Below are 26,229 nucleotides of genomic sequence, written 5' to 3'. Positions count from 1 at the left end.
TATTGTAATGTGAGGCTAAAATAAAAGAGTAGCTGCAGTAACTTTTATGGCAATACTAATGTATAAAAAATCTGAACAACAGGGTTAATTGCTAAAGTTTAGATTATGCTATCTAAATGACTATTATATCTCTAGCTGTATAAAAGTCCCGCATTTATTAACTATTAAACTAAGGGAAGCAATATAAGTCTTAACTTTTACGAATTTTATCACAGAAAATAAAAAATATACAACATAATCCAAATGCTATATCTAAATATTATTTAGTTTTAGAGCATTATTAATATAGTTGCTGTTACTAAACCTGTAAAATTTTTATTAACTTATTAATTAACTTATGATAGCCAAGATTAATGCATTAAACTTACTGATTAAGGCAAGATTAAAATTAAAATAGAAAAGAGAATTAGAGAAAATAATAAGCAAAAAAAACTCCATTCGATAAATAGAATGGAGCAAAATAAAAAGATAATTTGTTAATTTAGACTAATAAATAATATTAAGTTAACCAAATTTTCCTGAAGTAGAAGCAATTAGAAAAGCTGCATAAGTAAGTACATATCCCACTGAAAAGTGAGCAAGACCCACAACACGAGCTTGAACAATTGAAAGAGCAACAGGTTTATCACGCCAACCCATCATGTTGGCAATAGGACTACGTTGGTGAGCCCAGACTATAGTCTCAATCAGTTCCTGCCAATAACCTCTCCAGGAAATCAAGAACATGAAACCTGTGGCCCAAACCAAATGGCCAAATAGGAACATCCATGCCCAAACAGCTAGATTATTACTGCCAAACGGGTTATATCCGTTAATTAACTGAGACGAATTAAGCCACAGATAATCCCGGAACCAGCCCATCAGATAAGTACTAGATTCATTGAACTGAGCTACGTTGCCGGACCAAATTGCGAGGTGTTTCCAGTGCCAGTAGAAAGTGAGCCAACCAACTGTATTGAGAGCCCAGAACACGGCTAGGTAGAACGCGTCCCAAGCAGAAATGTCACAAGTACCGCCACGACCGGGACCATCACAGGGGAAAGAATAACCAAAGTCTTTCTTATCTGGCATTAGCTTGGAACCACGAGCATCCAAAGCACCTTTCACAAGGATTAGAGTTGTAGTGTGGAGTCCAAGAGCGATGGCGTGGTGAACAAGAAAATCACCAGGACCAATGGGCAAAAACACATCAGTGTTGCCGTTGATTGCACCCATCCAACCGTCCATGTAGGCAGCGTTTGCATTGGCAGCAGCACCCCCAGCATTAGAAAGCAGCACATCAAAGCCATAAATTGCTTTGCCTGAGGCTGCTTGAACAAACTGAGCAAAAACAGGTTCAACTAAAATCTGCTTCTCAGGGGTGCCAAAAGCAACAACTACGTCGTTATGGACGTAGAGGCCAAGCGTATGAAAGCCAAGAAATAGAGAAACCCAGCTCAGGTGGCTAATGATTGCCTCTTTGTGTTCAAGCATCCGAGCCAAGACATTGTCCCTATTGGCTTCCGGTTCATAATCACGAATGAAAAAAATTGCACCGTGAGCGAAAGCTCCGCACATCAAAGCGATAGCAATGTACTGGTGATGGGTGTACAAAGCTGCTTGTGTTGTATAGTCCCTCGCGATGAAAGCATACGAGGGCATAGCGTACATGTGCTGCGCTACCAAACTGGTTACCACGCCAAGACAAGCAAGAGCTAAACCCAGCTGGAAATGCAGACTATTATTGATAGTGTCATAAAGACCTTTGTGGCCAGCGCCTAAGTCGCCAGGCGTGCCTTTGGGAGGATTGTGGGCTTCGAGGATTTCCTTGATAGAGTGACCGATGCCAAAATTGGTTCGGTACATATGGCCAGCAATCACAAATAGGCAACCAATCGCTAAGTGATGGTGTGCGATATCCGTAAGCCAAAGGGCCTCGGTCTGGGGATGGAAACCACCCAAGAAGGTCAAAATAGCCGTCCCAGAACCTTCAGAGCTACCAAATACCTGATTCATAGAATCAGGGTTTTGCGCGTAAACACTCCAGTTGCCTGTAAAGAAAGGACCAAGACCAGCGGGATGAGGCATAACGCTGAGGAAGTTATCCCAACCAACGTGTTGACCGCGTGATTCAGGAATCGCAACATGAACTAAATGACCAGTCCATGCAATAGAACTGAACCCAAAAAGGACAGCCAGATGGTGATTCAAACGTGACTCTGCGTTTTTAAAAAAAGCAAGAGAGGGACGAAACTTAGGCTGTAAATGCAACCATCCGGCAAACAAAGCCCAAGCCGAAAGAATCATCATAAAGATAGATCCTTGATACAGCTCAGCGTTTGTGGTCATACCGATTGTATAAAACCAATGATACAGACCGGAATAGGCCACGTTCACCGGTGATGAGGCCCCTGCCTGAGTGAAAGCATCTATGGCGCCTTGACCAAAGTGGGGATCCCAAATTGCATGAGCAATTGGGCGCACGTGCAGAGGGTCGATAACCCATTGCTCGAAGTTGCCCTGCCAGGCGATGTGGAACAGGTTTCCCGAAACCCACAAGCCGATGATCGCTAGATGACCGAAATGGGTGGAAAAGAGCTTTTGATAAAGCCGCTCCTCCGTCATTCCGTCATGGCTCTCGAAATCGTGAGCCGTAGCGATCCCGTACCAAATACGACGGGTTGTCGGGTCCTGGGCCAGACCCTGGCTGAACGAAGGAAATTTCGTTGCCATTATTGAGGGAAAGGTCAGGTAAAGTCAGCCGACCACGAGAATGTGGGCGTGGAAGAAAGCCCACGTGGTCGCAATACCACCCAAGAGGTAATGGGCAACACCCACCGCACGCCCTTGGATGATTGAAAGCGCACGAGGCTGAATGGCGGGAGCCACCTTCAGCTTATTGTGAGCCCAAACAATAGACTCGATTAACTCTTGCCAATAGCCACGACCACTGAACAGGAACATTAAGCTAAAAGCCCAAATAAAGTGGGCGCCTAGGAACATAATTCCGTAAGCACTAGTAGCAGAGCCATAGCTGTTGATTACCTGTACGGCTTGAGCCCACAAGAAGTCACGCAGCCAACCATTGATTGTGATAGCGCTCTGAGCAAAGTTACCGTTAGTGATGTGTGCAACCGAACCGTCTGCATTCATTGTTCCCCAGATATCGCTTTGCATCTTCCAGGAAAAGTGGAAAATAACAACCGAAAGGGAGTTGTACATCCAGAATAGGCCAAGGAATACATGATCCCAAGCTGACACTTGACATGTACCGCCACGGCCAGGGCCATCGCATGAGAAGCGGAAGCCAAGGTTCGCTTTGTCCGGAATCAGACGAGAGCTACGAGCGTACAGAACACCCTTCAATAAAATCAACACCGTTACATGAATAGTGAAGGCGTGAATGTGGTGAACCATGAAGTCGGCTGTACCCAATGGCATGGGAGCCGCAGCCACCTTGTTGCCAACAGCAACAACTGAGCCATTAAATATTTCGCTGGCACCAGCAAGAGCATTTGGAACGGTGCTGCCAGCTGCAGACGCATGAATGTTCTGAATCCACTGAGCAAATATCGGCTGAATTGAAATTGCTGAATCGCTAAACATATCCTGGGGACGTCCCAGAGCACGCATAGTGTCATTGTGTATGTAAAGACCGAAACTGTGCGCTCCTAGCCAAATACATACCCAATTAAGATGACTTATGATCGCGTCGCGCGCCTTGAGTACCCGATCTAGGACGTTGTCGACATGCTTGGCCGGGTCGTAGTCGCGAACCATAGCGATAGCAGCGTGAGCACCAGCACCAACAATTAAGAATCCACCGATCCACATGTGGTGTGTAAACAGACCAATCTGGGTCGGGTAGTCGATAGCGATGTATGGATACGGAGGCATCGCATACATGTGCTGAGCAACGATGATGCTCACGGAACCACTAATAGCTAGGTTCACAGCTAACTGAGCATGCCAGGAGGTGGTCATGAACTCATAGAGCCCATCGTGACCATTAGTTGCAGGAAACAGTAGAGGGTCGCCCTTCTGATTTTCCTGAATCTCCTTAATGGAGTGACCAATGCCCCAGTTGGTTCGGTACATGTGACCGGCAACAATGAACATCACAGCAATCGCCACATGATGGTGAGCGATATCTGTCATCCAGAGACTTCCAGTAACTGGGTTTAATCCGCCCTTAAAGGTGAGGAAATCGCTGTAAGCAGCCCAGTTGCCTGAGAAGAAAGCGGAGACGCCCGACCCAATCCCAGGATATAGCTGGGCTAACAAGTCCTGATTGAAGAACTCATGAGGGAGAGGGATGTCAGCTACTGAAGCGATGGTTGTGCCGTTCAAAACCAGAGGCTCGCCGGCATCGATGGCATCCGTTAACTTAGTGATGGGTAGGGACACATGGATGAGGTGACCAGCCCAAGACAGTGAGCCTAGGCCTAGCAGACCTGCCAGGTGGTGGTTGAGCATAGACTCAACATTCTGGAACCACTCCAACCTTGGCGCTGCCCTGTGATAGTGGAAAACGCCGGCGTTAAGCATAAGACCAGCCATAACCAGCGCGCCGATGGCTAAGGCCATTAGCTGGGTTTCGCTGGTAATGCCCCAAGCTCTCCACACTTGAAAGAGGCCTGAGGTGATTTGAATGCCATGGAAGCCGGCACCCACATCGCCATTAAGTACTTCTTGACCAAAGACCGGCCACACCACCTGAGCACTGGGCTTCACATGGGTGGGATCCAGAAGCCAACCGGAATAGTTGGAGAAGCGAGCACCATGAAAGAAAGCGCCACTCAACCAGATAAAAATTACGGCCAGATGGCCAAAGTGAGCAGAGAAAATTCGCCGAGAGACCTCTTGAAGGTCACTCGTATGGGCATCGAAATCGTGAGCGTTGGCGTGAAGATTCCAAACCCAGGTTGTGGTTTTGGGACCCTTCGCGAGAGTTCGGTCAAAGTGTCCGGGCTTACCGAACAGTTCAAAGGTTGCTGGCTTGTCAACCCTTTCAACCTGGCTTTTCACGTCACTCCCACGCTCAGGTGGGCTAATAGTCATCGAGTCATTCCTCGAGGGACGGGATCGAGGTGGTGAGCCACCCCTCCGATGGACCGAAGCCCACCGGGGCCCTGAGCACAGCTCCGTATAGGAGTCGAGTTAGGGCATCAATGCCTCAAAGAAAGCCTAAACCCCCTTTGCTGCACTGGAGCCCCAAAGGTGGGGCCCACTGGTCGAAGCATAGGAGCGGATAGGAGTAATTCTGCCCCCTGAGTTACAAAGATTCAATCCTGCTGCGATTCAGTCAATAATTAGGATTCTGAACTTAATGGATTAAGCAAAATGTAAATTAAAGTAGGGTTTTGACTTGTATGGTCAAGCTCAATTCGGGCATTATTTAACTTAAGAATTTTTGATCGATAACATCAGGCTGGTCACAATAAATCAATTCGCACTAAAACGTACAATGCCAAGCCTGGGTCTGTTACTACCTTTAGGTTTGCTTATGGCGGCGCTTTTTATTATCACTATTCTAGTCTCAGGGATAGTGGTCCCAGGGTGGCTATTCCTAGGACCCGGTGGAAGCCCTGACCCTTTGTCAGGTGGAATGTCCGTCGGTCAATTGCAGGAGGTTGCTCCTCCTGGAGCTGTGCAGCAGATCCGTCAAAAACTGCAACGGTATCAACCCAATCTTCAGCTGATCACTCCTAATAACGACAGTGTAATCAAATCTGACAGCATTGAATTGATGCTGGAGGTAAGAGACTGGCCCGTTGGCACTGATTCAGAATTGGGAATTGGCCCCCACGTAGCGGTTCAAGTCGACAATCGTCCGGCACTACAACTTGACGAGATAGACGAAAACCGCCTGCTAGTGCGGATTGACGATCTTTCCCCAGGGAGCCATCGCTTCAGCGCTTGGGCTGCTTATCCCTGGGGCGAAGCTGTCAAAACCCCAGGAGCTATGATCCAGGGACGATTTCATTTATGGCAACGCACTGAGGGAACACAGCCTCAAGAGAAAGAACCTTGGTTGGTTGCTGTTACGAACACAAACGGTTCAGCCTTACAACCAATACTGCTTGACTGGATCATCTGGAATGCACCTCTTCAGAATCTACGAGATGGGGATGAGCGTTGGAAACTGCGACTAAGCGTTAACGATGAAAGTTTTTTGGTGGATAGTCAGGAGGCAATATGGCTCGCAGGGACGACCGTTAACAGTGACAACTTGGTGCAGATGGAACTACTGAACGAGATTGGCGAAATAATCACCCCTGTGTTTAATAACCAGCTAATTCACCAATCGGCTAGCAAAACTACTAACCCGATTTGGTTGCAAGCACACTTAACAGATGAGGAAGTAATACGTTTAAGCGGAGAACCATATGCCATATCGCTTGAGCTCGAACATTTTACTGAACCCAAGTGAATCAAAACGTTTACCTTAAAGCCTAACGTAGCTAAACGTCAAAGAAAGGACAAATTACTGAGCCTGCGATTTTGATCGGAGTCTTGAAACCAAGCTCGAAGGAGAATCACACAAACATCATTATTTAGGAGTCTTGATACCTGAGGAGGCGACCCCAAAGCTAGCAATTTTTACTTGCTCATAACTCCTATTCTGTGAAGGTTATGTTACGGCGCCGACTAGCGGAATGAGTGAGTGAGTATGAGATTTCTCAGTAACGATGGTAGCTTGCGTAGTAAACTCCAGCAGGTTCTAGAACATCCTGACTACCTCATCAGATACCAGATTTATAGGCTTTGGCCTGTCTTCTAGCAGCAACTCGATTCTGAAAAGACTATTGCAGCTGGGACATCTCAATCAAATCATTCCACAGGAAAAAGATTTCAAAGTAGAACTTGCCAGATACTGGCAACCTGAAAATAGATTCGTCATCGTAGGATCAGTTGGGGCAATTACCCGATTAATCGCCCCCATCATTCGGGGAAAGGATTTAGATCCAGCTATTTTGGTCCTTGACCCGGGCGGTGAACATGTGATTCCACTGTTGGGGGGGCATAGCAGCGGAGCGGAGCGATGTGCTCTGGAGTTAGCAGCAGAACTGGGGGGAACCGCTGTAATAACAAGCTCCTGCTTCTATGAGCGACGACTTCCGGTTGATTGCTTTGGAGAAGCCTGGGGTTGGCGTCGCAGCGGAACGGCGGAATCCTGGCGCAATCTAATGAAAAACCAGGCCCGTGCTCAGCCTATGAGGGTTATGCAAAATAGCGGTGATCGACGTTGGCTAAATGCGACTATTTTCCCTTTAATCGATATGGTAGAAGCCGGTAGTATCGATTTTTTTATCGGTCCAAATCATTATGAGGGATGTTCTTGGCATCCACCGACTCTTTGGATTGGGGTGGGCTGTGAACGGGGCACCAGCATAACAGTGCTACGCCGGGGAATTGCACGCTCATTGGATGAAGCTGGATTAGCTATCGAAGCTGTTGCCGGCCTAGCAACCGCAGATCGTAAAGCTAATGAACCAGCATTGCTTGCTCTCTGTGAAGAAAATCGTTGGCTACTACGTACCTATGCGGCCGAAAACCTGGCGACTATCTCAGCACCAACTCCGTCTGAAACAGTGTTTAAAGAAATGGGAACCGCATCCGTAGCCGAGGCAGCCGCTCTTTTAACGGTAGGAAATAAGGGCTCATTGCTACAAACTAAGCGCGTTTATCATGCGAGTAAATCAGAAAAAGGTGCCGTCACAATTGCCGTTGCCGAAAGCACCATTGCAATAGCACCCCAACGTGGGGAACTTCATCTGATCGGAAGCGGCCCTGGAGATCCAGCTCTACTAAGCAATGATTGCAAAGGTGCTTTAAGCCGATGCAGCTGCTGGGTCGGATATAAACTCTACCTTGATTTGATAGAACCGTTACGCCAGCCCGAACAAATCCGCTTTGATGGCGAGCTTACAAAAGAACGAGACCGGTGTTCTGAAGCCTTGGAACTTGCATGCCAAGGGGCACGTGTCGCCTTGATTTCATCAGGAGACAGCGGCATTTATGGGATGGCGGGGCTTGCACTCGACCTATGGCTTCAAAGAACTAAACGAGAACGACCCAAGTTTCAAGTCCATCCAGGTATTTCAGCACTTCAACTAGCGGCGGCAAAAGTTGGAGCACCTCTAATGCATGACTTCTGCGCGATTAGTTTAAGCGATTGGCTAACTCCATGGCATGTAATTGAAAAACGAATTAAAAGTGCTGCCACTGGCGACTTTGTAATAGCCCTCTATAACCCTAGGTCCAAGGACAGAGACTGGCAGCTAGCGAAAACACAGGATGTATTGTTGAAATATCGAAGACACTCAACTCCAGTGGCTTTAGCAAGGCAATTAGGAAGAGAAAACGAGAGTATTAAACTCACGACTCTTGAAGCACTAATTCCAGAACAAGTCGACATGTTAACGATAATTTTAATTGGAAACAGCAGCAGCTACAGCAAAGATGGAATGATGCTAACACCGAGAGTATACACAGGAACTCAGTAGTATATAGATAAGATGCAAAATATCCAGGAACATCACAGTTAAGAAGCGGTGTCTTATGGTTGCCCAATTATTACCGACTGGCGACATGCCAATAACTAGTATTAAAATGGGGTACCAATTATTTCAGACAATTAATCTGCAACCAATAACTGTTACCAATGATAACTCCTCAGTTCACGGTCTCTTTAAGTACATAGTAGCTAATTACTTTAATTATGGCTCAAAACCGTCTCCAATTATTTTGATGTTTAGTTATAAACCCAAGGAGATCGAGGTCTTTGTGATTTAATTATACACTCAATTAAGCAAGGAAAGTAATTAGGCTAGCTACCTAGCTGTTAACTTGGTAGTTAGCCTAAAACATACAGAAACTGTTTCAACTGATAAGATAAAAGCACACTATTTGTTGGGATTAATCACGGCCACAACGGCAAGAACCGCCTCTCCACTTTGAACATTTAGACTTCCTGCATCCTTTTTTCTTATGAATTCTTAAAAGATTGGCTCTAGCGTCGGCAGATAATTCCATAAGCCTCGTCAGGCTAACAATCAGCGATTGTAGGCGCTGAAAACGACTCAAAAACTTGCACTAAAGATCAAACTAGCAAAAATTACAACTCACTGAAATAAAAGGCACATTAATTCTAGCAAAAAACAAGATTACCATTGATAACTCAACCGCAATGTGTAGAACGATCAATCGTTATGATCTAATCATATAATTTGTTACGTTAAATACTTTTTGAGCAAGGCAAGATCGCGATCGCTTAGAGAATCTGGCGCTTTCTGTGTGAGGAATTCTCAAGTGAAGCTTTTCCAGCAAATACTGGCGGCTCCCGCCACTCTTGGCCTTCTGGTCTCTGGTGTCAATGCCGCTGAGATCAACATCAACGGTGTTTCTGACTACGCGGCTGACTCTTCTACTAACAGTCTTAACCAAGTCGCTAGTGTGACCCAATTCTCTGACGTTTACCCTACCGACTGGGCTTATCAAGCACTAAATAACCTAGTGGAACGGTATGGCTGCGTTGCTGGTTATCCAAACGGAGCTTTTCGTGGTAACCGGGTAATGACTCGATACGAGGCCGCAGCACTGCTGAACTCCTGCCTCGACCGTACTACCGAAGTCACTGACGAACTGCGTCGCCTCCTTAATGAATTCGAAACCGAACTCGCTATCGTTCGTGGCCGTGCCGATGGCCTTGAAGCTCGCGTTGGCGAATTGGAAGCAACCCAGTTTTCCACTACTACTAAACTGCAAGGTCAAGCAGACTTATTTCTTGGTGCCGTTACTTATGATAATAGACAAGAATGCAATAAGAAAAACAGTAATTGCAACAGTAATGGCAGCAACTTATCGTACCGTTATACACTGAATCTCAGTACATCCTTTTCAGGAAAGGATCATCTATATGCCCGTCTTCGCACGGGTAACATGGACAACGTTTGGACTCAAAAGGATTCCTATTTGGCTGATGCCAAATTAGGAGATAACACGCTGAAGGTTGACAAGTTCTGGTACATCTTCCCAATCGGCTCTCAGCTCACTGCCACTGTTGGCAGCTTGATTGAGAATTACTACATGATTGAAACGCCTACTCGTTACAAGCCCATCCTCAAAGCTTTTAAGCTTGGTGGTTATGGAATAGCCTTAGGTAGCAATACAGGTCAGGGTTTTGGCCTACAATGGCGCCAAAATGTCGATCCAGGCAAAAGAGCATTAAATATTGCTGCTAACTATGTTACGAGCGGAGCTAAAAGCAACTCTAAGAAGGGAATGTTTGGTGAGGATACCGATGCATATTTTCTGAGCCAAATAGGCTATGGTAATCGTCAGTGGCATATCTCAGCATTATATTCTTTGAAGAATGCAGGTCAACTTTGCATAGAAAGCAATACCGAAGGCAGGTGTATTACAACTAAAAGCAAGGTCGCAACTGCAATGGGCTATTCCACGCCCCTAGCAAGAAACCTCAGCCATCCGATGCACGCTGTTGGCTTGCGTGGTTATTGGCAACCAACTGAGTCAGATGTTACTCCCACGATCAGTGCAGGTGTTGACTTTGGTTATGCCGAAAGTGAGTACGATGGTAACTCTGAAACTCTCAAAGGTTGGATGATAGGTTTAAACTGGAAAGATGCTTTCATGAACGGCAACAAGTTGGGTATTGGTTTTGGTTCTTACTCCGGTTATGCCACCAGTGTCAAAAATAAAGACACTGGTAATGAAGCCAACTTTGCTGTCGAAGGTTATTACGATTTTCAGGTGAGTGATAACATCAAAATCACTCCTGCGGTATTTTGGGTTTACAATGCCTACGGTGATGTACAAGTTAACGGTCAGGATAAATTTGGTGGCCTTATAAAAACTAGATTTCGATTCTGATTACTGCTAGTTAGTTTACAGAGGTCAAAAGGATATCTGCTAGATATTCTTTTGACAAACAAGATCATAAATAATAAGCGCCTACAAATAGTCTTATCTTTAGAGGAATAATTAAATTTATACGGATCACAAAAATCACCACAACTTTAGAGAAGGAAAATTGAAAGTAAAAAAATTGTTTTTACTAAGCATTTTAAGTTATTAATTAGAACTAAAAATCTAAATAAATATGAAGTTACCAACAATTTTCACCTTCGCCGATAGGTACACATATGCTCTCATGTTCAGATAACCTATTTTTTTCTTTATTATTATTATCCAACTCATTTTCCTGATTATCATTAACAGTTTGATCAGTGGACCATTCTTCTAGATTACTAACCTCTTGACCATGGACTGTATTAGACGATGCAGAAGCAACTAAAAGAGATGTAGCAGCCAAGAAAATGGTAACTGCTGAGACTCTAGGCATTTCTAAAAAATCAAAGCCTATCCTAGAATAAAAATTGAAAAATAAATACTAGTATCATATATTTCGATGGGCGACAGCAACAAAAAGTATATTTAACTAGAAAAGCGTCTAACAGCATTTGCATAAGATTGAAAAATTAGATCTAATTCATCAGAACGACCGTGTCGAGCAAGCAAACCCTTAGCGCCAGCTTCTAAATTAAAGAGGAGGGAACGATCTTCTGAAGATTGAACGTAACTCTCAATCCAACCAACACAAACAAGTCGAATACCACCTAAGATGGGTTGAACACAATGCAGTAACGAGCTAGGATAGAGAATAATGTGACCCGCTGATAAACGAATACTATTTGTAGTTTGAATTGATTGAAAAACAAGTTCGCCTCCATCATACTCACTAGGATTACTTAAGAAGAGAGTAAAAGAGATATCACGACGACCATACTTCGAAAATGGATTATCTACATGCCAACCATACCCATCACCAATTTCACTACGAGACAGCAAAATACTATGTACTTTATAAATGAGTGCGTAACTCTTCAAAAGAGAGTTAGAAATTATCTTATTTGTGACGATCTTAATAATAGAAATGGCTAAGGGTGAGGTAGGATCGAGTTGACGATTAGTTTTAACGCGAGCTGCATGATCTCCAGCAGTAAGTCGACCATCAAGCCAGGGTAAATTATCTGCCATAAGGTCACAATAGAGACGGCTGATTTCTTGACAAGTAAAGAGTTCGGATGTCAAATAATCCATAAAAACGAAAAGTTAGGAAAAAAGACAGACCGAAGCAACTTATGTAGTATTTAATACATCTAAATGAGTAAAAATAAACTGGTGGGAAAAGGAGAGCTAGTAGAGTGGAAAAGGAACCCCAGGTGAAATCAGGCGTTGTTACTTCCTGCTCTTGCAATAACTCTGCTAATGGCGATCCAAATTCCTAATACTGCGAGAGAAGTTTTAGTTTACTCAGGACGTTACTACAATACGGACCGCCAAGCTTTCAAAGCATTTAATAAACTTACCAAGATTAAGGTTAGACTAATTGAGGCCGATGGCATGACACTAATAGAAAGACTTAAGCGTGAAGGAACGAATTCAAGGGCAGATGTAATCCTACTCGTCGATGCAGCACGTATAAACAACGCAGCAAAGGAAGGGTTATTAGCTCCAATAGAATCTAACCAGCTAACCCAGAATATTCCTGTGCAATATCGTGACCCAAAACATAGATGGTTTGGTCTAACACGACGAGTTAGAGCTGTTATTGTTAATCCTAAATTAGTAGAGGTAGAAAGCATCAAGAGCTACGATGATTTGGCAAATCCAAATCTTAAAGGAAAACTTTGTTTAAGAAAACGAAAAAATGTATATAATCAGTCTCTTGTCGCAGATCAAATTATCCAGCAAGGCGAAACCAAAACAATAAGTTGGGTGCAAGGAATGATCAAAAACGTGAATCAACCATTTTTTGGTGGAGATACATCTCTTATTCGAGCCGTTGGCCAAGGTCAATGTGGTGTGGGTGTTGTTAATCACTATTATTTAGCCCGCATGCAAGCTGGTGCTAACGGAAAGAAAGACAAGCTATTAACAGAAACAATTAAATTGATTATGCCTAATCCTGCGCATGTCAATATAAGTGCTGCTGGAATGGTAAAATCAGCAAGAAATAAAGCCGAAGCGATTAAACTAATTTCCTTTCTTGCTTCACCAAAAGGTAGTATATTTTTAACTAAACCAACCTATGAATATCCTATAAATGGGTTCGGAGAATCTAATGAACTCAAAAAGTTTGGACGATTTAATTCAGCTAGTACATCAATTAGTAAACTTGGAAGTACACAAAAAAGAGCTATTCAGATTATGACTAATTATGGATGGCGTTAATAGAGATAACTAGACCCACATAGAATAGTTGATACTAATTATTAGTAGCAAAAATAAAAGTAACACTTGGCAGATGCATTTGTGACTCAGTGTGGTTATATTCATGTCATAACGACTGCAAGGAGTACTTACTCATGACTTCAGTAACCACCTCACAGTTTGGCATTAACGCTGTAAATACTGGATTTTCAGGTCGTGCCGTAGCAGAGCCAATGGCAGAAGATTTGTTTAACGGACTACAGCACCATCTTAATATGGAGCGTCAAGCTCACACAAACTATTTTGCAGCAGCAATATGGTTTGCTGAACGTGAACTTAAAGGTTTCTCTAAGTATTTTCGAGAAGAATCTCAAACTGAACATGGACATGCCGCACAATTTGCTGAATACTTAATTGCTCGTGGACAAATAGTTAAGCTGCTTTCACTTGAAGCCCCAAAGCAATTATGGGAATCTCCGGTAGATATTTTAGCAAGCTCTTTTCTTATGGAGGCCGACATAACTGCTTCTCTTCATCAACTTTATGCGCTTGGGGAACAAGTATCAGATATGAGAACTACTGTATTCCTAGATTCTATGATTGATCAACAAACCCAAGCAGAGAATGAATTTGCATATCTTTTGGGACGAGTTAAATTTGCAAGAAATGAAGCGCCTGCATTACTGATTATTGACAATGAACTTTACCAAGGACAACATCAACCAGCGGTACTTAAAAGTTAAAAGCTATTAGTATTATATCTGGAAAATTAGAAACTGCGAGTATATAAAATCTATTTACGCTTTAAACAAATGTAGAAAGAAATTAAAATATTAAATTTTAATTTTACATTTTAGTAATCATATATCATGTTCATTGTGCAAAATTTTTGACAATTATATGAAATAAATTTAATAAACTTTAAGGGTCTATAACTATTTATAATTAAATTTTAAAATTAAAAATATTTAAAGTAAATTTATCAGCACTTATTATAGGGTTAGTATATCTAAATAATGGAGCTTATTCGTGTTTTAATAAAATATCAGTTAGTTTATATTTTGATTACAAAGATTTAGCTATGTGCAGTATATACCAGTAAAATCTAGTTAAGCAAATAAAAAATTAGTAATAATTTATTAAACTAAATTCTTGTTTAGAATTGATATAGTTAAACCAAATAGCTATAATCAAGACAGGTTAGGATGTACTGCAAATTCATTGTACTTTCTCATCTACAAAAAGAGTTAAAAAATGACATAGTATATATTAATTATGCTAATATACTAAAATCTATTGAAAAAGATATAATTGTTAATCAAAAAAATTTAAAGCTGGGATAGAATTAAAATTTATTAGAATTAGCTGTTAAGAAAAACACACTAGCTTGAAGTATAATTTCAAGTAAAAGTAAAATGTTATCTTAACTTTACTAAAAGAGTTTATGTAAAAATCTGTTTACTTATACTAATGTTTAGTCATGGTATTAATTTAATCAAAGCACTAAGATTTATAAGATTTCTTAGCATTAAAAATGATGTATGGCCTAGTTTAAATAATACTAAAATTAATAAAATTGAATGGTATCATTATAAGTATAATTCGAAACATGAAAATGTTAAAAACAACAAATGATGAGTACTTAAACAAGCATACTAGTAAAAATTTTACTCATAATGAGCCTACCGACAATTCTATGGATCGATCTGCAGCCAATATTACATTGCATTAATCAACGACTTATAAAAATTTTAGTTAAAAATAGACTGATTAAATACTGGTCATTTCAACACGATCTTGATGAAGCATGTAGTATTGCGACAATACACGAATTGATATTAGAAACAATGCGTAGAGAAAACCGAAAATACCATTTAATTGGTCATGGAATAAGTGGCACAATAGCTCATCTCTTTGCTAATAAATATCCGGAAACTGTACATTCAACAATACTACTCTCTGTAGACACAGCAATAACTAATCAATGGACATCGCATTATTTAAAAATGAGAAATCAGTTTTCATGTAGTCGAGAAAGGATCCTTATGCATTTATCTTCTTGTCTCTTTAGGGAAAAAGTATCTAAAAATAATTTAACTATGGTATCTCTTCTTGCAAAGTGCTTAGATCAAGAATATACTATTGGATCAATTGCTTCACAGTACATACTAGGTAGCATCAGAATTGCTTCTGTTCCAACATTAGTTATTAATGGCAACGATGATTTTGTTGTTGATCGTAATGCTAATCAACGTTGGGTAGGTCAATTCAAGCCAGGTGATCATTATCGGTCAATTAAAAACGGAAGACACTTTTTTCATTACGAAGATCCAAGACAAACATCACAGATTATTGAGTCTTTTCTAGATATGGTACCTGAAACTTAATTTGTTTAAGGTTTATAATTCAAATTAAATTACCCACTAACAAAAATCAAATAAAATGACTGATTTTATTGACTCAGATGTGCTTATTATTGGTGGAGGTCCAGCGGGATGTGCTTGCGCTTTGTATACGGCAAGATCATCAATTACGACTCAAATTCTTGATAAAAATCCCTCTGTTGGTGCATTAGCAATTACTCATCAGATAGCAAATTATCCAGGAGTAACTGCTACTACATCTGGATCTGCTCTTTTACAATTAATGAGAGAGCAAGCCATAAGTTATGGAGCTAAATATAAACAGGCACAGGTTTACGGTATTGACTTGCATTCAGATCGAAAAATTGTTTATACACCTGAAGGAATTTTTCGTAGCAGAATCTTAGTCTTAGCAACCGGAGCAATGGGACGTGCATCAACATTGCCGGGAGAAAATGAATTTCTTGGAAGAGGCGTTAGTTATTGTGCAACATGTGATAGCGCATTCTATAAGCAACAAGAGGTCGCAGTTTATGGATTTAATCAAGAGGCAATCGATGAAGCTTTAGTTTTAATAAAGTCTTCATCAAGAGTACATTGGATTACAAAAAGTAAACCAAAATCATCCTCAACAGGTATGCATATATTGACAACAGCTCCGAATGTTCAATGGTGGCAATATACACAACTCATAAAAATAGAAGGAGACGAATCAGGTGTCAAACAAATTAAACTTCGAGAAACAAGGAAACTAAATATGGAAACAGTAAATGTCAATGGAGTATTTATTTATTCAACAGGATCTATGCCGATCATAGAGTATTTGAATGGGCAAGTCCCATTAAATACTAAGGGTGGTATTAAAGTAGACGATAATATGAAAACTGATATTGATGGTGTATGGGCTATCGGTGATATTAGAAATACTCCCTTTAAGCAAGCTGTGGTTGCTTGCTCCGATGGCTGCATAGCTGCGATGTCTATTGATAAATATCTAAACCAGCGTAAGGAAATTCGGGTAGACTGGGTTCATAGATAAACAGCAAACCTTTGCAATACATTTTGTTAATTTTATCGTTAAATTTTTAATAAGTTTATGCCTCACTATTAATTTGTTTAACCCATTTAGCCAATCGTTCATCTGAAAATTCAGACTCATTGTCTTCGTCAATAGGAAGACCACAAAATTTTCCGTCAATTACGCTTTTAGATGATTCAAATGTATATCCCGTCACAGGTACCTTACCAATTAGTTTAGCGCCAGATTGAAGAAAAGCAGTATATAATTCTTCCATCGCATCACAGAAGAAATCTGAATATCCCGAGGAGTCACCTAAGCCAAGGATTGCAACAGATTTTCCAGTAAAATCAAGATTTGGAATTTCTTGAGCAAGATCATCCCAAGCGGTTCCAGAACGTGCTTCATCAGCTCCAGTATTCCAAGTTGGTATACAGCAAATTAATGCGTTAGCTCTAACAAGTTCATCCGATGAATCAAGATTATCAACATCTTTAGCTTCTGAACCTGGAAGCAATTCTGTTAGGCGATTTGCAATCTCTTCTGTTTTACCGGTAGACGTTGCAAAAAAAATGGTGAAAGTCATGATATGAGTCTGACTCAGCTATTTTGGCTTTGACTACAAGCATCTTGTTATTGTGTGATGCATTCTAAAGTCATGATTACTACATCAGCTCCACTCATTCTTTCGTTACAGACTTCAATCTATTTGAACTAATTTAAATAATATAAATCTATAAAATTATTTGATTAACACTCTTTTACTTTTTATGAATTTAAGGATTCTTAGCTAAATAAATAAGTCTACAAACTTTAAAGTAGCTTAATTAAGTTTAATTATTCTAACTTTTGCAAGCCAGCAATTATATTTATTAAAACTAGCTTAAATACAATCAATAAAAGTTCTTAAGATTTTTTGTTTTTAGAAAGAGTTATTCCTTATAGATACAGATTTTTTAATCTGAATGCTTAATAAGCATGACTATGCTTAATCTAAGCACAGAAATATGTATTCTCTCAGATTTTTAAAAAAATGATTAGTTTAATCATAATCAGTACAAGAAAATTTAATTAACTTTGTAATTGACATATCAGAATTAATAGCCTTTGGTTTCATAATAAAGTCTTTTACTTTTGCTAATTATCTAATAATAGAAATATCTGAACCAAAATTGCTAACTATACTTTATAGCAGCTTAAGCAGTTTTAAGCATTTAGGCTGTTAATTCTCTATTAATTAGACAAAGCTTTAAAATATTTGACAAATAAAGTATAATGAACATATGAAATTTTTATAATTTGTTTGCTTGACAATTAATAATCCTAAAGATATTTTCTATATTTTAAACGGTTAATATTTGGGTTTAGTTAGTTAACTGTCGATAAATGAATTTATATTTAAAATTCTCAATTTCTTGTAATTAAGATTTGATTAAACTAATAAATATTAATCAAGTTAGAAACTCTAATCAGTTGCATTCAATAACAATAAGCTATTTATTGTTGTGTATAACTATAGATATATTCTTGGTTAGTGCTCTATCGATTAATTCTTCTAATAAATAGAGTTGACAAGATTTAGAAAATCCAAATAGTTTAAATTGACTAACAATATTTTTCATCTCAAAACAACGCTGAATGTGAACACTGATCTCAAAGTAAAAACGGCGTTGAAGTCCTAAGTTATTACATCGTTTTAATGCAAGATGAATAACCGCTATCCTTGTATAGAGGTAATCAGCCTCATGACATAAGTCTCCAAGCAGACCCATTGTCCTTAGACTTGTCATATTTAGAAAGTTAAAGGAGATGATTCGACTAAAAATGGAGCCAACCGTGTGGTTAGATCATTCGAAGGCATCTCAACCAAATTGGATTGACGCCATTTGGAGAGTAATCGAGTTGTAGTAACCCGGGTTGCACCAATCAGCTCTCCAAAACGTTCGTGTGTCAAACGGAAAGGTAATTGAAAACAACTACTGCGTCTCATACCTAAGCGATTCACCAAAAGAACAAGCAGTGCATGCAAACGCTGCTCAGCCTGACCTAGATGACGAACGCGTAAGAGCTGCAATGTCCATTCGTTAACAGCGTCCATGCCTAAGTCATCAGAATTCACAGCATCTCGTCGAAATTTGAGGGCTGTCAACGCCTCTACACAAGCACCATCACTACAGAGGCGGTCAGTTCGAAGACGGTCTCCAGATTGCAAGAAGGCCAGGGTCATACCCTCTGTTTCCTCACAAGGGCAATATACACGACAGACTCCTTCCATCACCTCAAGAACAGTGGCCTGTTCACGGCCTGCAGGGTCGAGTAAAACAGTTTGCTGACGAGGCATTGACATCGGAGCAACCGAATCATCCGGCAAGAAGCGATAAGCGGAAGCCGTCACAACTATTGCGATTGAGAATTAATCGCAATAGTAGCAAGTGGGTTAGTGAAGATGCAAGTCATTCTCAATAAGCTTTTGCTTCTTGCGGATTGACTTGTTTAACCTTAAACAAAAGCTTGTGTAATGAGTTCAGCAACAGTGCTTTCATAAAGCTAGGCATCGAACTTAATTCGCAGCATTAAACAGCTAACTCCTATATCTCTTAAGCACTTATTTATCAATAGAGTGATCCGCCGATGTATTTAATATCTGTGCAAATACGTGGAAGCATAATAATGTTTGTAGGGATCTGAGGATCAACCAAATCAAATGCAAGTTTTAATTGCAGGCCAGCTTGTCTGGTTTCAGTAATCATAGATGTTGTAAGGAAACAAGGAAATATCAGCGAAAATCCAGCACTGTCCGGTAGCTTTAGAGCCCCTTCTTCAAAGATACCTGGCCAAGAACTCTAAACGACAAGCACTGACGCTTAGCCTAGGCACCGCCAATTGGCTCTTTGGGTGACAATAATCTACGGCGTAGCTAGACTTCCTGGCGACGTTGACCATCCTTCCTTGACGACAACATGCCCCCTTGGATGGATTACCTTACCAAAATGATTTGCACCTTGGATTGAAATTCTGGTGTTTCTAGGTCTTGTCATGTAAGTGTTAATCACATTGTATATAGTCCCAATCAATTTGCTTTTTCCCTTTTTCTCAGGGTGCGCAACTATATGCCTATATACCAGGTACTTAATCTTAGAGGCAATGAACTCTACTCTTCCAACCTATTGTCTAAGTCCGTTATTTCGCCAAAGCATCTTAATTATTTTCTATCACAAAGTATGTTCAAATAACCAAATGATCAAGACCAATGAAAAAGTCACTGACGAACTGCATTACATCTTCAATGAATTCAAAACCAAACTCACTACTATTCGTGGTTGTATCGATGGTTTGGAAGTTCGCGTTAGCGAACTGGAAGTAACCCAGTTTTCCACTACTACTAAGTAAACTGAGGAACACAACCTATTGGGTGCTGGGTGCTGGGTGCTGGGTGCTGGGTGCTGTTAAGTACAAATGCAAGGTTAGCTAATTCCAAACCGCTGCTAACAACAACACGTCTATTAGCTTAGATCTGCATCTAAGTTAAAAAACCAATTTCACCGGTAAAATTTGTTTACTAACAAACAGTGAATTTAGCAAATTTGAAGGATGTACTGGTCATGATTTTCAAAATCTTTTCCACAAAGCTAGTTATTTGGCCAATGTCATCAGCCTCGTCACTCTAAATAAAATCTCTAACAAGGTCAGAAGTAGAAGTATTAAATCGGGATGACAGGATTCGAACCTGCGGCCCCTTCGTCCCGAACGAAGTGCGCTACCAAACTGCGCTACATCCCGTCACAACCACCTTAGGAGACAACATGGACTAAATAGCCGTTTAGGGTCATAACCAGATTCGAACTCAGCTGTGCTCAAGCCCGAGTGGTTGCGCGTCAAAGCCCCTCAGCCGGAACGGATCGGGGCCGTTGCGGATTTGCTGCGAGATCTACATCTGAATACAGTTTGCCAGGAGGCAAGCTGCCCAAATATCGGTGAATGTTTTGCCGGAGGGACAGCCACGTTTCTGATTATGGGTCCGGGCTGTACACGCGCCTGCCCTTACTGTGATATCGACTTCGATAAAAGCGTCCGAGAACTAGATCCTAGCGAACCACAACGCCTTGGTGAAGCGGTGACCCGACTTGGCCTGAACCATGTGGTTATCACCTCTGTTAATCGAGACGATTTAGACGATGGAGGCGCTTCTCAGTTTGTTGCTTGTGTTGAACAAGTGAAACAACGCTCATTACTAACTACCATTGAGTTACTAGTTCCCGATCTCTGCGGGAACTGGAGCGCCTTGTCCAAAGTGATGCAATCGGCGCCTCACGTACTAAACCACAATATCGAAACGGTCCCTCGAATGTATCAGCGAGCAAGGCCTCAGGGAATTTATGAACGGTCCCTTGAGCTGCTTAAACGCGTTCGAGATGGCTGGTCAAAGACCTATATCAAATCAGGTCTTATGGTGGGTCTTGGGGAAACCGATCACGAAGTGATCAAGGTTCTTCAAGACCTTCGCAGGCATAAGGTGGACATCGTGACCATTGGCCAATATCTCTCCCCAGGGCCCAAACATTTAGCTGTTGACCGATTTGTAACACCGGACCAGTTCGAGACATATCGCCGTATTGGTGAAGAAGAGCTGGGTTTCCTCCAAGTAATAAGCAGTCCTTTGGCTCGGAGCAGTTACCACGCTGGTGAAGTGCAGCGGCTCATGGCCAACCATCCCCGCTAACAGGAATCCATTCTTGCAACTGCCAAGTAACAAGATCAGCTAAAATCATCGGATCCTGTCTAACCCAGTCAAGAGCATCGACATAAGACGACGCTTGAAAAATTAATAGACCTCCGCCTCCCGGGCGCCGCCGGCTATCCACCAAAAAACCACTTCGTATTTGTCGGCCGCATGCGGCTTGCTGAGCTATCCAGGCGCGATGGGCTTTTAAGTAAGAACTACGCTGTTCGATTGTGAGAGCAATTGTTTCCGGTCTAAACGTTTCTGTTTTGATGAACCAGGCCACGCGGATATTCGGAGTTCCAAGCTAAACCACCGTAGTTTGTTTCTCGGCAAGTCCCATGGCCATCCGTTCACTGGGAGGAATGAGGACTTTGAAACTACCTTTGACAGAGGACCAGTTCACTAACAATGATGAAGCTTTGTCACTTTCAGTGGCCGCCAAATAACTTTCCAGCAGGTTCTTGAGCATGGACTCCTGCTCTTTGGTCGTCAGAAAACAGACTTCAACGATTTCTTGGTTAACCCGAGCCGTGGCTCCGCCAGTCTCGTCTAACAGGAATGTGATACCACCGGTCATACCGGCACCAACGTTGCGACCAGTTTTACCCAACACCACCACCACCCCGCCAGTCATATATTCACAGCAATGGTCGCCAGCACCCTCCACTACGGTATGAGCTCCACTGTTGCGCACACCGAAACGTTCACCAGCCCGTCCATAGGCAAATAATTCGCCACCAGTAGCCCCATAGAGGCAGGTATTCCCAAGGATCACCTGATCGCCGGGATTCGCGTTGCCGTCATTGGGTACTAGAGTGATGCGGCCGCCGTTCATCCCTTTACCCACGTAATCATTGGCCTCTCCCTCTAAGCGCACGTTTATTCCCTGAACCAAAAACGCACCAAAGCTCTGTCCTGCCGCGCCCATGAAGGTAAGATTTAGCTGGCCATTGAAGCCGTGGTTACCATGGCGCTGGGCAACTGCACCAGCAAGACGAGCACAGACACTGCGATCCGTGTTAACAATATTAAATGTGCGACTGAGGTTGCTGTGATTCTTAATTGCTGCCACCAGCTCGTGATCACTTAATAGACGATCTTCGAGAACGGGGCCATTACCATGAACCTTGGTGCTATGAACTAACCAAGAGCGATCTTCAGAGTCAACAATCGGAGCCAAAAGGCTCGACAGATCAACACATCTAGTCTTTGCGAGGTCTACAGCGCGTGGCCGCAGCAAATCGCTTCTTCCGATGAGGTCTTTCAGCCTAGCCACTCCCAGAACACTCAGGAGACGTCGGATTTCCTCAGCGACGTACGAAAAAAAATTCACAACGTGCTCGGGCAAACCGGTAAAGCGCTGGCGTAGGTGTTCTTTCTGAGTCGCAACCCCGACCGGACAATTATTGGTGTGACAAATGCGGGCCATGATACATCCCTCGGCAATCATTGCAACCGAGCCAAAGCCATATTCTTCAGCCCCAAGCAAGGCTGCAATCACAACGTCCCAGCCCGTTTTGAAACCGCCATCAGCCCGCAGCAGCACTCTGTCTCGCAAACCGTTTTTAAGCAGAGCACGATGTACTTCAGTGAGGCCAAGTTCCCATGGGCCGCCGGCGTGTTTAATCGAACTCAGCGGAGAGGCACCAGTACCACCGTCATGACCAGAAATCTGGATTACATCGGCATTGGCCTTTGCTACACCAGCAGCGATGGTTCCGATACCAATTTCTGCAACCAGCTTGACGCTCACTGGAGCCTTAGGATGCACTTGATGAAGGTCATGGATGAGCTGGGCCAGATCCTCGATCGAATAGATGTCATGGTGTGGAGGAGGCGAGATCAAGGCTACGCCTGGCTTGCTGTTTCGCAGCCAGGCTATGTAGTCGTCTACCTTTGGACCAGGCAGTTGTCCTCCTTCACCAGGCTTTGCCCCTTGGGCGACCTTAATTTCCAGCTGCTTAGCACTGAGCAAGTATTCGGCTGTCACCCCGAAGCGCCCAGACGCGATTTGCTTTATCGCCGAACAAGCAGTGTCACCGTTTCGAAGTCCGCCTATACTGGGGAACGATGGGGATCGGCCGTCTTTATTGACATCTTGCAAAACCTGGAAGCGTGCCGGATCCTCTCCCCCCTCTCCGCTGTTGCTCTTCCCGCCGATGCGATTCATTGCTACCGCCAAGACTTCATGAGCCTCCCTGGCGAGAGCTCCCAAACTCATTCCTCCGGTGCAAAACCTACTGCACAAGCTCTCCACACTCTCTACTTGGTCTAAAGGCAGTGGAGTTGGAGCAGCTTTAAGTTCTAGCATGTCCCGCAACGCTGTTACAGGACGATTACTCAGGAGTGTGTTGTAAGTGGAAAAATGATCATATCCGGGCCCGATCTTTACAGCAGCATGCAGAGCTTTGGCCATCTCTGGACTATTGAGATGAAATTCACCCCCTGCGCGGTACTGCACAAAGCCCATGAATTCTAGCTTGTTACAGCTGAGTTCAGGAAAAGCCTTAGCATGTAAAGCAAGCGTTTCGCAAGCTAATTCTGCAAGGGTCATGCCCGCAACACGACTGGTAGTGCCAGCAAAAGCAGTTTCAATCACATCAGCGCCAAGGCCGATTGCCTCAAAGATTTGCGCACCGTGATAGCTAGCTAGCAATGATATACCTATTTTTGAAAGAATCTTACGTAAGCCGTTCTCCAATGAGATGCGAACGTTTTCTTGGGCTTGGCTTGCATCGATAGCAGAGAGTTTGCCTAGTTCAATCCGCTTCTGCGTTTTGGGGTGCGCCAGCCAATGTCTTGTCGTCTCCCATGTGAGCCAAGGACAAACGGCACTGGCACCATAACCAATAAGACAAGCGACATGATGCGTACTCCAGCATTGGGCTGTATCGGTTACAAGGGAGCAACGCAGACGGAGTTTTTGGCGAAGCAAGTGATGATGTACCGCCCCAATCGCTAACAACGCCGGTATCGTTGCCGTAGCAGAAGTAAGTTCTGCGAATTGGCCATCGATTCCGATTCGGTCAGAGAGCACCAATACTTGTGCTCCATCGCGTACTAGCTGCTCAGCGTTCCAACAGAGAGCCTTTAAGACACTCGTCAACCCATTGACACAGGATTCAACGGCCACTTGAGTTGACAACATCTTAACCGGAAGGCCTTGTCGAGGAAGAGCATCTAATTCAGACTCATTAAGCAATGGGCTACGCAGATGAATCATGGCAGCAGCTTTTGCTTGGGGCCTCAGGGCGGGGCGACGCTCGCCTAAATGCATCTCTAAACTCATCACCAACTTCTCTCGAAGTGGATCAATAGGCGGATTAGTGACCTGCGCGAAGCGCTGCTTAAAGTAGTCATACAGCAGATGTGGCTTGTCAGACAGCACCGCCAGAGGGATGTCGTCCCCCATGCAATAGGTCGGTTCCTTGCCAAATCCAGCCATATCACCAATTACAAGATCAAGGTCTTCGGCAGTGAATCCCATTGCCGTTTGCAAGCGCAGCAGATAAAGCTCACCGATGCGACGCTCCTGAATCCAAGGCTGTGATTTGAGGGATGAGCGATACTGGCGTAACCACTTATCGTAGGGAAAGCGCGAGGCCGCGTCTTCTTTGACGGCCCAATTGTCGAGCAGCTGGCCTATCTCTAAATCCACGGCAACCATCTGCCCAGGACCCAGGCGACCTTTCTGAACAACAGTCTTGTCACTAAGATCGACTACACCCGTTTCAGAACCCATGATTACGAATCCATCACTGGTGGTGCACCAACGAGCCGGCCGTAAACCATTACGATCCAATGCTGCACCAATTCGTTTGCCGTCAGCAAATACCAAGAGGGCTGGGCCATCCCAGGGTTCCTGAATTCCAGCATTGAATTCATACATGGCCATCACGCCAGGACGATTCTCAAGATCCGGTTGGTTCCGGAATGCCTCTGGAACCAAAGTGATTAGGCTGTCCGTAATGGATCGGCCACTACGAACCATCAGTTCCAATATCGCGTCTAGATTAGCCGAGTCGCTGAAAGCCGGATTGACTACAGGGATGAGATCGCTGGAGTGTTCACCCCAAACATCGTCTAAGCCAGCCTCAGCAGCCTTGGCCCAGTTAAGGTTGCCCAGAAGTGTATTAATTTCGCCATTATGACTCAGCAGACGCATTGGCTGAGCCAATTGCCAGCGTGGCAGGGTATTAGTACTGAAGCGTCGGTGGTATACAGCAAAGCTGACTTCGAAGCGCGGATCCCGCAAATCGGCGTAGTATTGCGGTAGCACTTCTGAACGCACCATGGCCTTGTAAACAACGGTGCGACCACTCAAGGAAGTCACATAAAAATCACTTGCTTGCCTAAGACCTAGTTCATCGCGTACACGAGCTTCTACACGTCTTCTAAGACGTAAAAGAAGCGCTTCAAGGGTGTCGCCTACTGCAGTTCCTCCTAGCAGCCATTGTTCAATAGAGGGATCCGTCCGCTGTGCCAACGTCCCCAAAACGTTTTGATCAACAGGGACTTCGCGCCAACCGAGTGGGCTTAGTCCCAAGATTATTGCTTCGGCGTCACAGACCCGACGCACTGCGGCTCGACAAGTTGGATCGGTGGGCATAAACATCATGCCAAGACCCTTGGCCTCATCCGCCTCAGGCCAGATTGCCCTTAGATAAGTCCAAGGGATCCCGCATAAGATACCCGCTCCATCGCCGGAATCACCATCACCACCACAGCCACCACGATGCTCCATACAACCCAGTCCGCGCAGGGCCTGCTGCAAGACCCAATGGCTGGCTTCCCCTGAAAGCTGAGCAAGAAAACCAACACCACAGGCGTCTTTCTCACCGCCAATGATATTGGGGGCAACACTGTCCCTGTAAGGCCAAGCTGTGGAGCGGATGGCTTCAGACATA

At 43.3% G+C, this 26,229-nt stretch carries 18 protein-coding genes and 1 tRNA gene; 10 read left to right on the top strand and 9 right to left on the bottom strand.

Annotated elements, in window-relative coordinates; translation table 11 throughout:
- Positions 1 to 504: 504 nt before the first annotated feature.
- Both psaB and psaA read right to left on the bottom strand, forming a co-directional pair.
- A complete protein-coding gene (psaB, locus tag ABWV55_RS04495) occupies positions 505 to 2,712 on the bottom strand; it encodes a photosystem I core protein PsaB (protein ID WP_353292477.1) in 2,208 nt (735 codons plus the stop codon).
- Between the two features lie 24 nt (positions 2,713 to 2,736).
- A complete protein-coding gene (gene psaA, locus ABWV55_RS04490) occupies positions 2,737 to 5,040 on the bottom strand; it encodes a photosystem I core protein PsaA (RefSeq protein WP_353292476.1) in 2,304 nt (767 codons plus the stop codon).
- 32 nt (positions 5,041 to 5,072) lie between these two features.
- On the opposite strand from psaA, the gene ABWV55_RS04485 reads away from it, so the two are divergent.
- From ABWV55_RS04485 to ABWV55_RS04470, 4 genes are all read left to right on the top strand, one after another.
- Complete coding sequence (locus tag ABWV55_RS04485) at positions 5,073 to 5,234, top strand: hypothetical protein (protein ID WP_353292475.1); 162 nt, start codon at positions 5,073 to 5,075, stop codon at positions 5,232 to 5,234.
- A gap of 293 nt (positions 5,235 to 5,527) precedes the next feature.
- The gene (locus ABWV55_RS04480) at positions 5,528 to 6,412 is read left to right on the top strand and encodes a hypothetical protein (RefSeq protein WP_353292474.1); all 885 of its coding nucleotides are present in this window, start codon (positions 5,528 to 5,530) and stop codon (positions 6,410 to 6,412) included.
- Between the two features lie 376 nt (positions 6,413 to 6,788).
- On the top strand, positions 6,789 to 8,489 hold the full coding sequence (gene cobJ, locus ABWV55_RS04475) for a precorrin-3B C(17)-methyltransferase (RefSeq protein WP_353292473.1): 1,701 nt from the start codon (positions 6,789 to 6,791) through the stop codon (positions 8,487 to 8,489).
- 790 nt (positions 8,490 to 9,279) lie between these two features.
- Positions 9,280 to 10,875, top strand: a complete 1,596-nt coding sequence (locus ABWV55_RS04470; RefSeq protein ID WP_353292472.1) for an iron uptake porin — start codon at positions 9,280 to 9,282, stop codon at positions 10,873 to 10,875.
- 235 nt (positions 10,876 to 11,110) lie between these two features.
- Here ABWV55_RS04470 and ABWV55_RS04465 read toward each other — a convergent pair whose 3' ends face one another.
- Both ABWV55_RS04465 and ABWV55_RS04460 read right to left on the bottom strand, forming a co-directional pair.
- Positions 11,111 to 11,317, bottom strand: coding sequence for a hypothetical protein (locus ABWV55_RS04465; RefSeq protein WP_353292471.1), 207 nt, complete (start codon positions 11,315 to 11,317; stop codon positions 11,111 to 11,113).
- Between the two features lie 122 nt (positions 11,318 to 11,439).
- Positions 11,440 to 12,105 carry a Fe2+-dependent dioxygenase gene (locus ABWV55_RS04460; RefSeq protein WP_353292470.1) on the bottom strand — a complete coding sequence of 222 codons (666 nt, stop codon included), beginning with the start codon at positions 12,103 to 12,105 and terminating at the stop codon, positions 11,440 to 11,442.
- 168 nt (positions 12,106 to 12,273) lie between these two features.
- Between ABWV55_RS04460 and ABWV55_RS04455 the strand changes: the two genes are divergently transcribed.
- The 4 genes from ABWV55_RS04455 (at position 12,274) to ABWV55_RS04440 (ending at position 16,620) form a co-directional block, all read left to right on the top strand.
- Positions 12,274 to 13,239: an extracellular solute-binding protein gene (locus tag ABWV55_RS04455; protein WP_353292469.1), complete on the top strand. Its 966-nt coding sequence runs from the start codon at positions 12,274 to 12,276 to the stop codon at positions 13,237 to 13,239.
- Between the two features lie 134 nt (positions 13,240 to 13,373).
- Positions 13,374 to 13,961, top strand: coding sequence for a ferritin (locus tag ABWV55_RS04450; RefSeq protein ID WP_353292468.1), 588 nt, complete (start codon positions 13,374 to 13,376; stop codon positions 13,959 to 13,961).
- A gap of 933 nt (positions 13,962 to 14,894) precedes the next feature.
- Positions 14,895 to 15,605, top strand: coding sequence for an alpha/beta hydrolase (locus ABWV55_RS04445; RefSeq protein WP_353292467.1), 711 nt, complete (start codon positions 14,895 to 14,897; stop codon positions 15,603 to 15,605).
- 55 nt (positions 15,606 to 15,660) lie between these two features.
- The gene (locus ABWV55_RS04440) at positions 15,661 to 16,620 is read left to right on the top strand and encodes an FAD-dependent oxidoreductase (protein ID WP_353292466.1); all 960 of its coding nucleotides are present in this window, start codon (positions 15,661 to 15,663) and stop codon (positions 16,618 to 16,620) included.
- 55 nt (positions 16,621 to 16,675) lie between these two features.
- Here the strand turns inward: ABWV55_RS04440 and fldA are convergent, their stop codons facing one another.
- Together fldA and ABWV55_RS04430 are read right to left on the bottom strand one after the other, a co-directional pair.
- On the bottom strand, positions 16,676 to 17,185 hold the full coding sequence (gene fldA, locus ABWV55_RS04435) for a flavodoxin FldA (protein ID WP_353292465.1): 510 nt from the start codon (positions 17,183 to 17,185) through the stop codon (positions 16,676 to 16,678).
- A 1,206-nt stretch (positions 17,186 to 18,391) separates the two neighbouring features.
- Complete coding sequence (locus ABWV55_RS04430) at positions 18,392 to 18,940, bottom strand: helix-turn-helix domain-containing protein (protein ID WP_353292574.1); 549 nt, start codon at positions 18,938 to 18,940, stop codon at positions 18,392 to 18,394.
- A gap of 896 nt (positions 18,941 to 19,836) precedes the next feature.
- On the opposite strand from ABWV55_RS04430, the gene ABWV55_RS04425 reads away from it, so the two are divergent.
- Complete coding sequence (locus tag ABWV55_RS04425; protein ID WP_353292464.1) at positions 19,837 to 19,989, top strand: hypothetical protein; 153 nt, start codon at positions 19,837 to 19,839, stop codon at positions 19,987 to 19,989.
- A 316-nt stretch (positions 19,990 to 20,305) separates the two neighbouring features.
- Here ABWV55_RS04425 and ABWV55_RS04420 read toward each other — a convergent pair.
- Positions 20,306 to 20,379 (bottom strand) — tRNA-Pro (locus ABWV55_RS04420).
- Positions 20,380 to 20,449: 70 nt separating this feature from the next.
- Between ABWV55_RS04420 and lipA the strand changes: the two genes are divergently transcribed.
- On the top strand, positions 20,450 to 21,319 hold the full coding sequence (gene lipA / locus ABWV55_RS04415; protein ID WP_353292463.1) for a lipoyl synthase: 870 nt from the start codon (positions 20,450 to 20,452) through the stop codon (positions 21,317 to 21,319).
- On the opposite strand, the gene ABWV55_RS04410 is transcribed toward lipA, so the two are convergent.
- A complete protein-coding gene (locus ABWV55_RS04410; protein ID WP_353292462.1) occupies positions 21,297 to 21,605 on the bottom strand; it encodes a YciI family protein in 309 nt (102 codons plus the stop codon). The two genes, lipA and ABWV55_RS04410, sit on opposite strands and share 23 nt — an antisense overlap.
- A gap of 21 nt (positions 21,606 to 21,626) precedes the next feature.
- A complete protein-coding gene (gene gltB, locus ABWV55_RS04405) occupies positions 21,627 to 26,228 on the bottom strand; it encodes a glutamate synthase large subunit (protein WP_353292461.1) in 4,602 nt (1,533 codons plus the stop codon).
- Between the last annotated feature and the right edge of the window lies 1 nt (position 26,229).

Source organism: Synechococcus sp. M16CYN, assembly GCF_040371545.1.
Lineage (GTDB): Bacteria > Cyanobacteriota > Cyanobacteriia > PCC-6307 > Cyanobiaceae > Parasynechococcus.
Note: the sequence above shows the minus strand (reverse complement) of the source record. Positions and strands in the feature narration are given on the sequence as shown.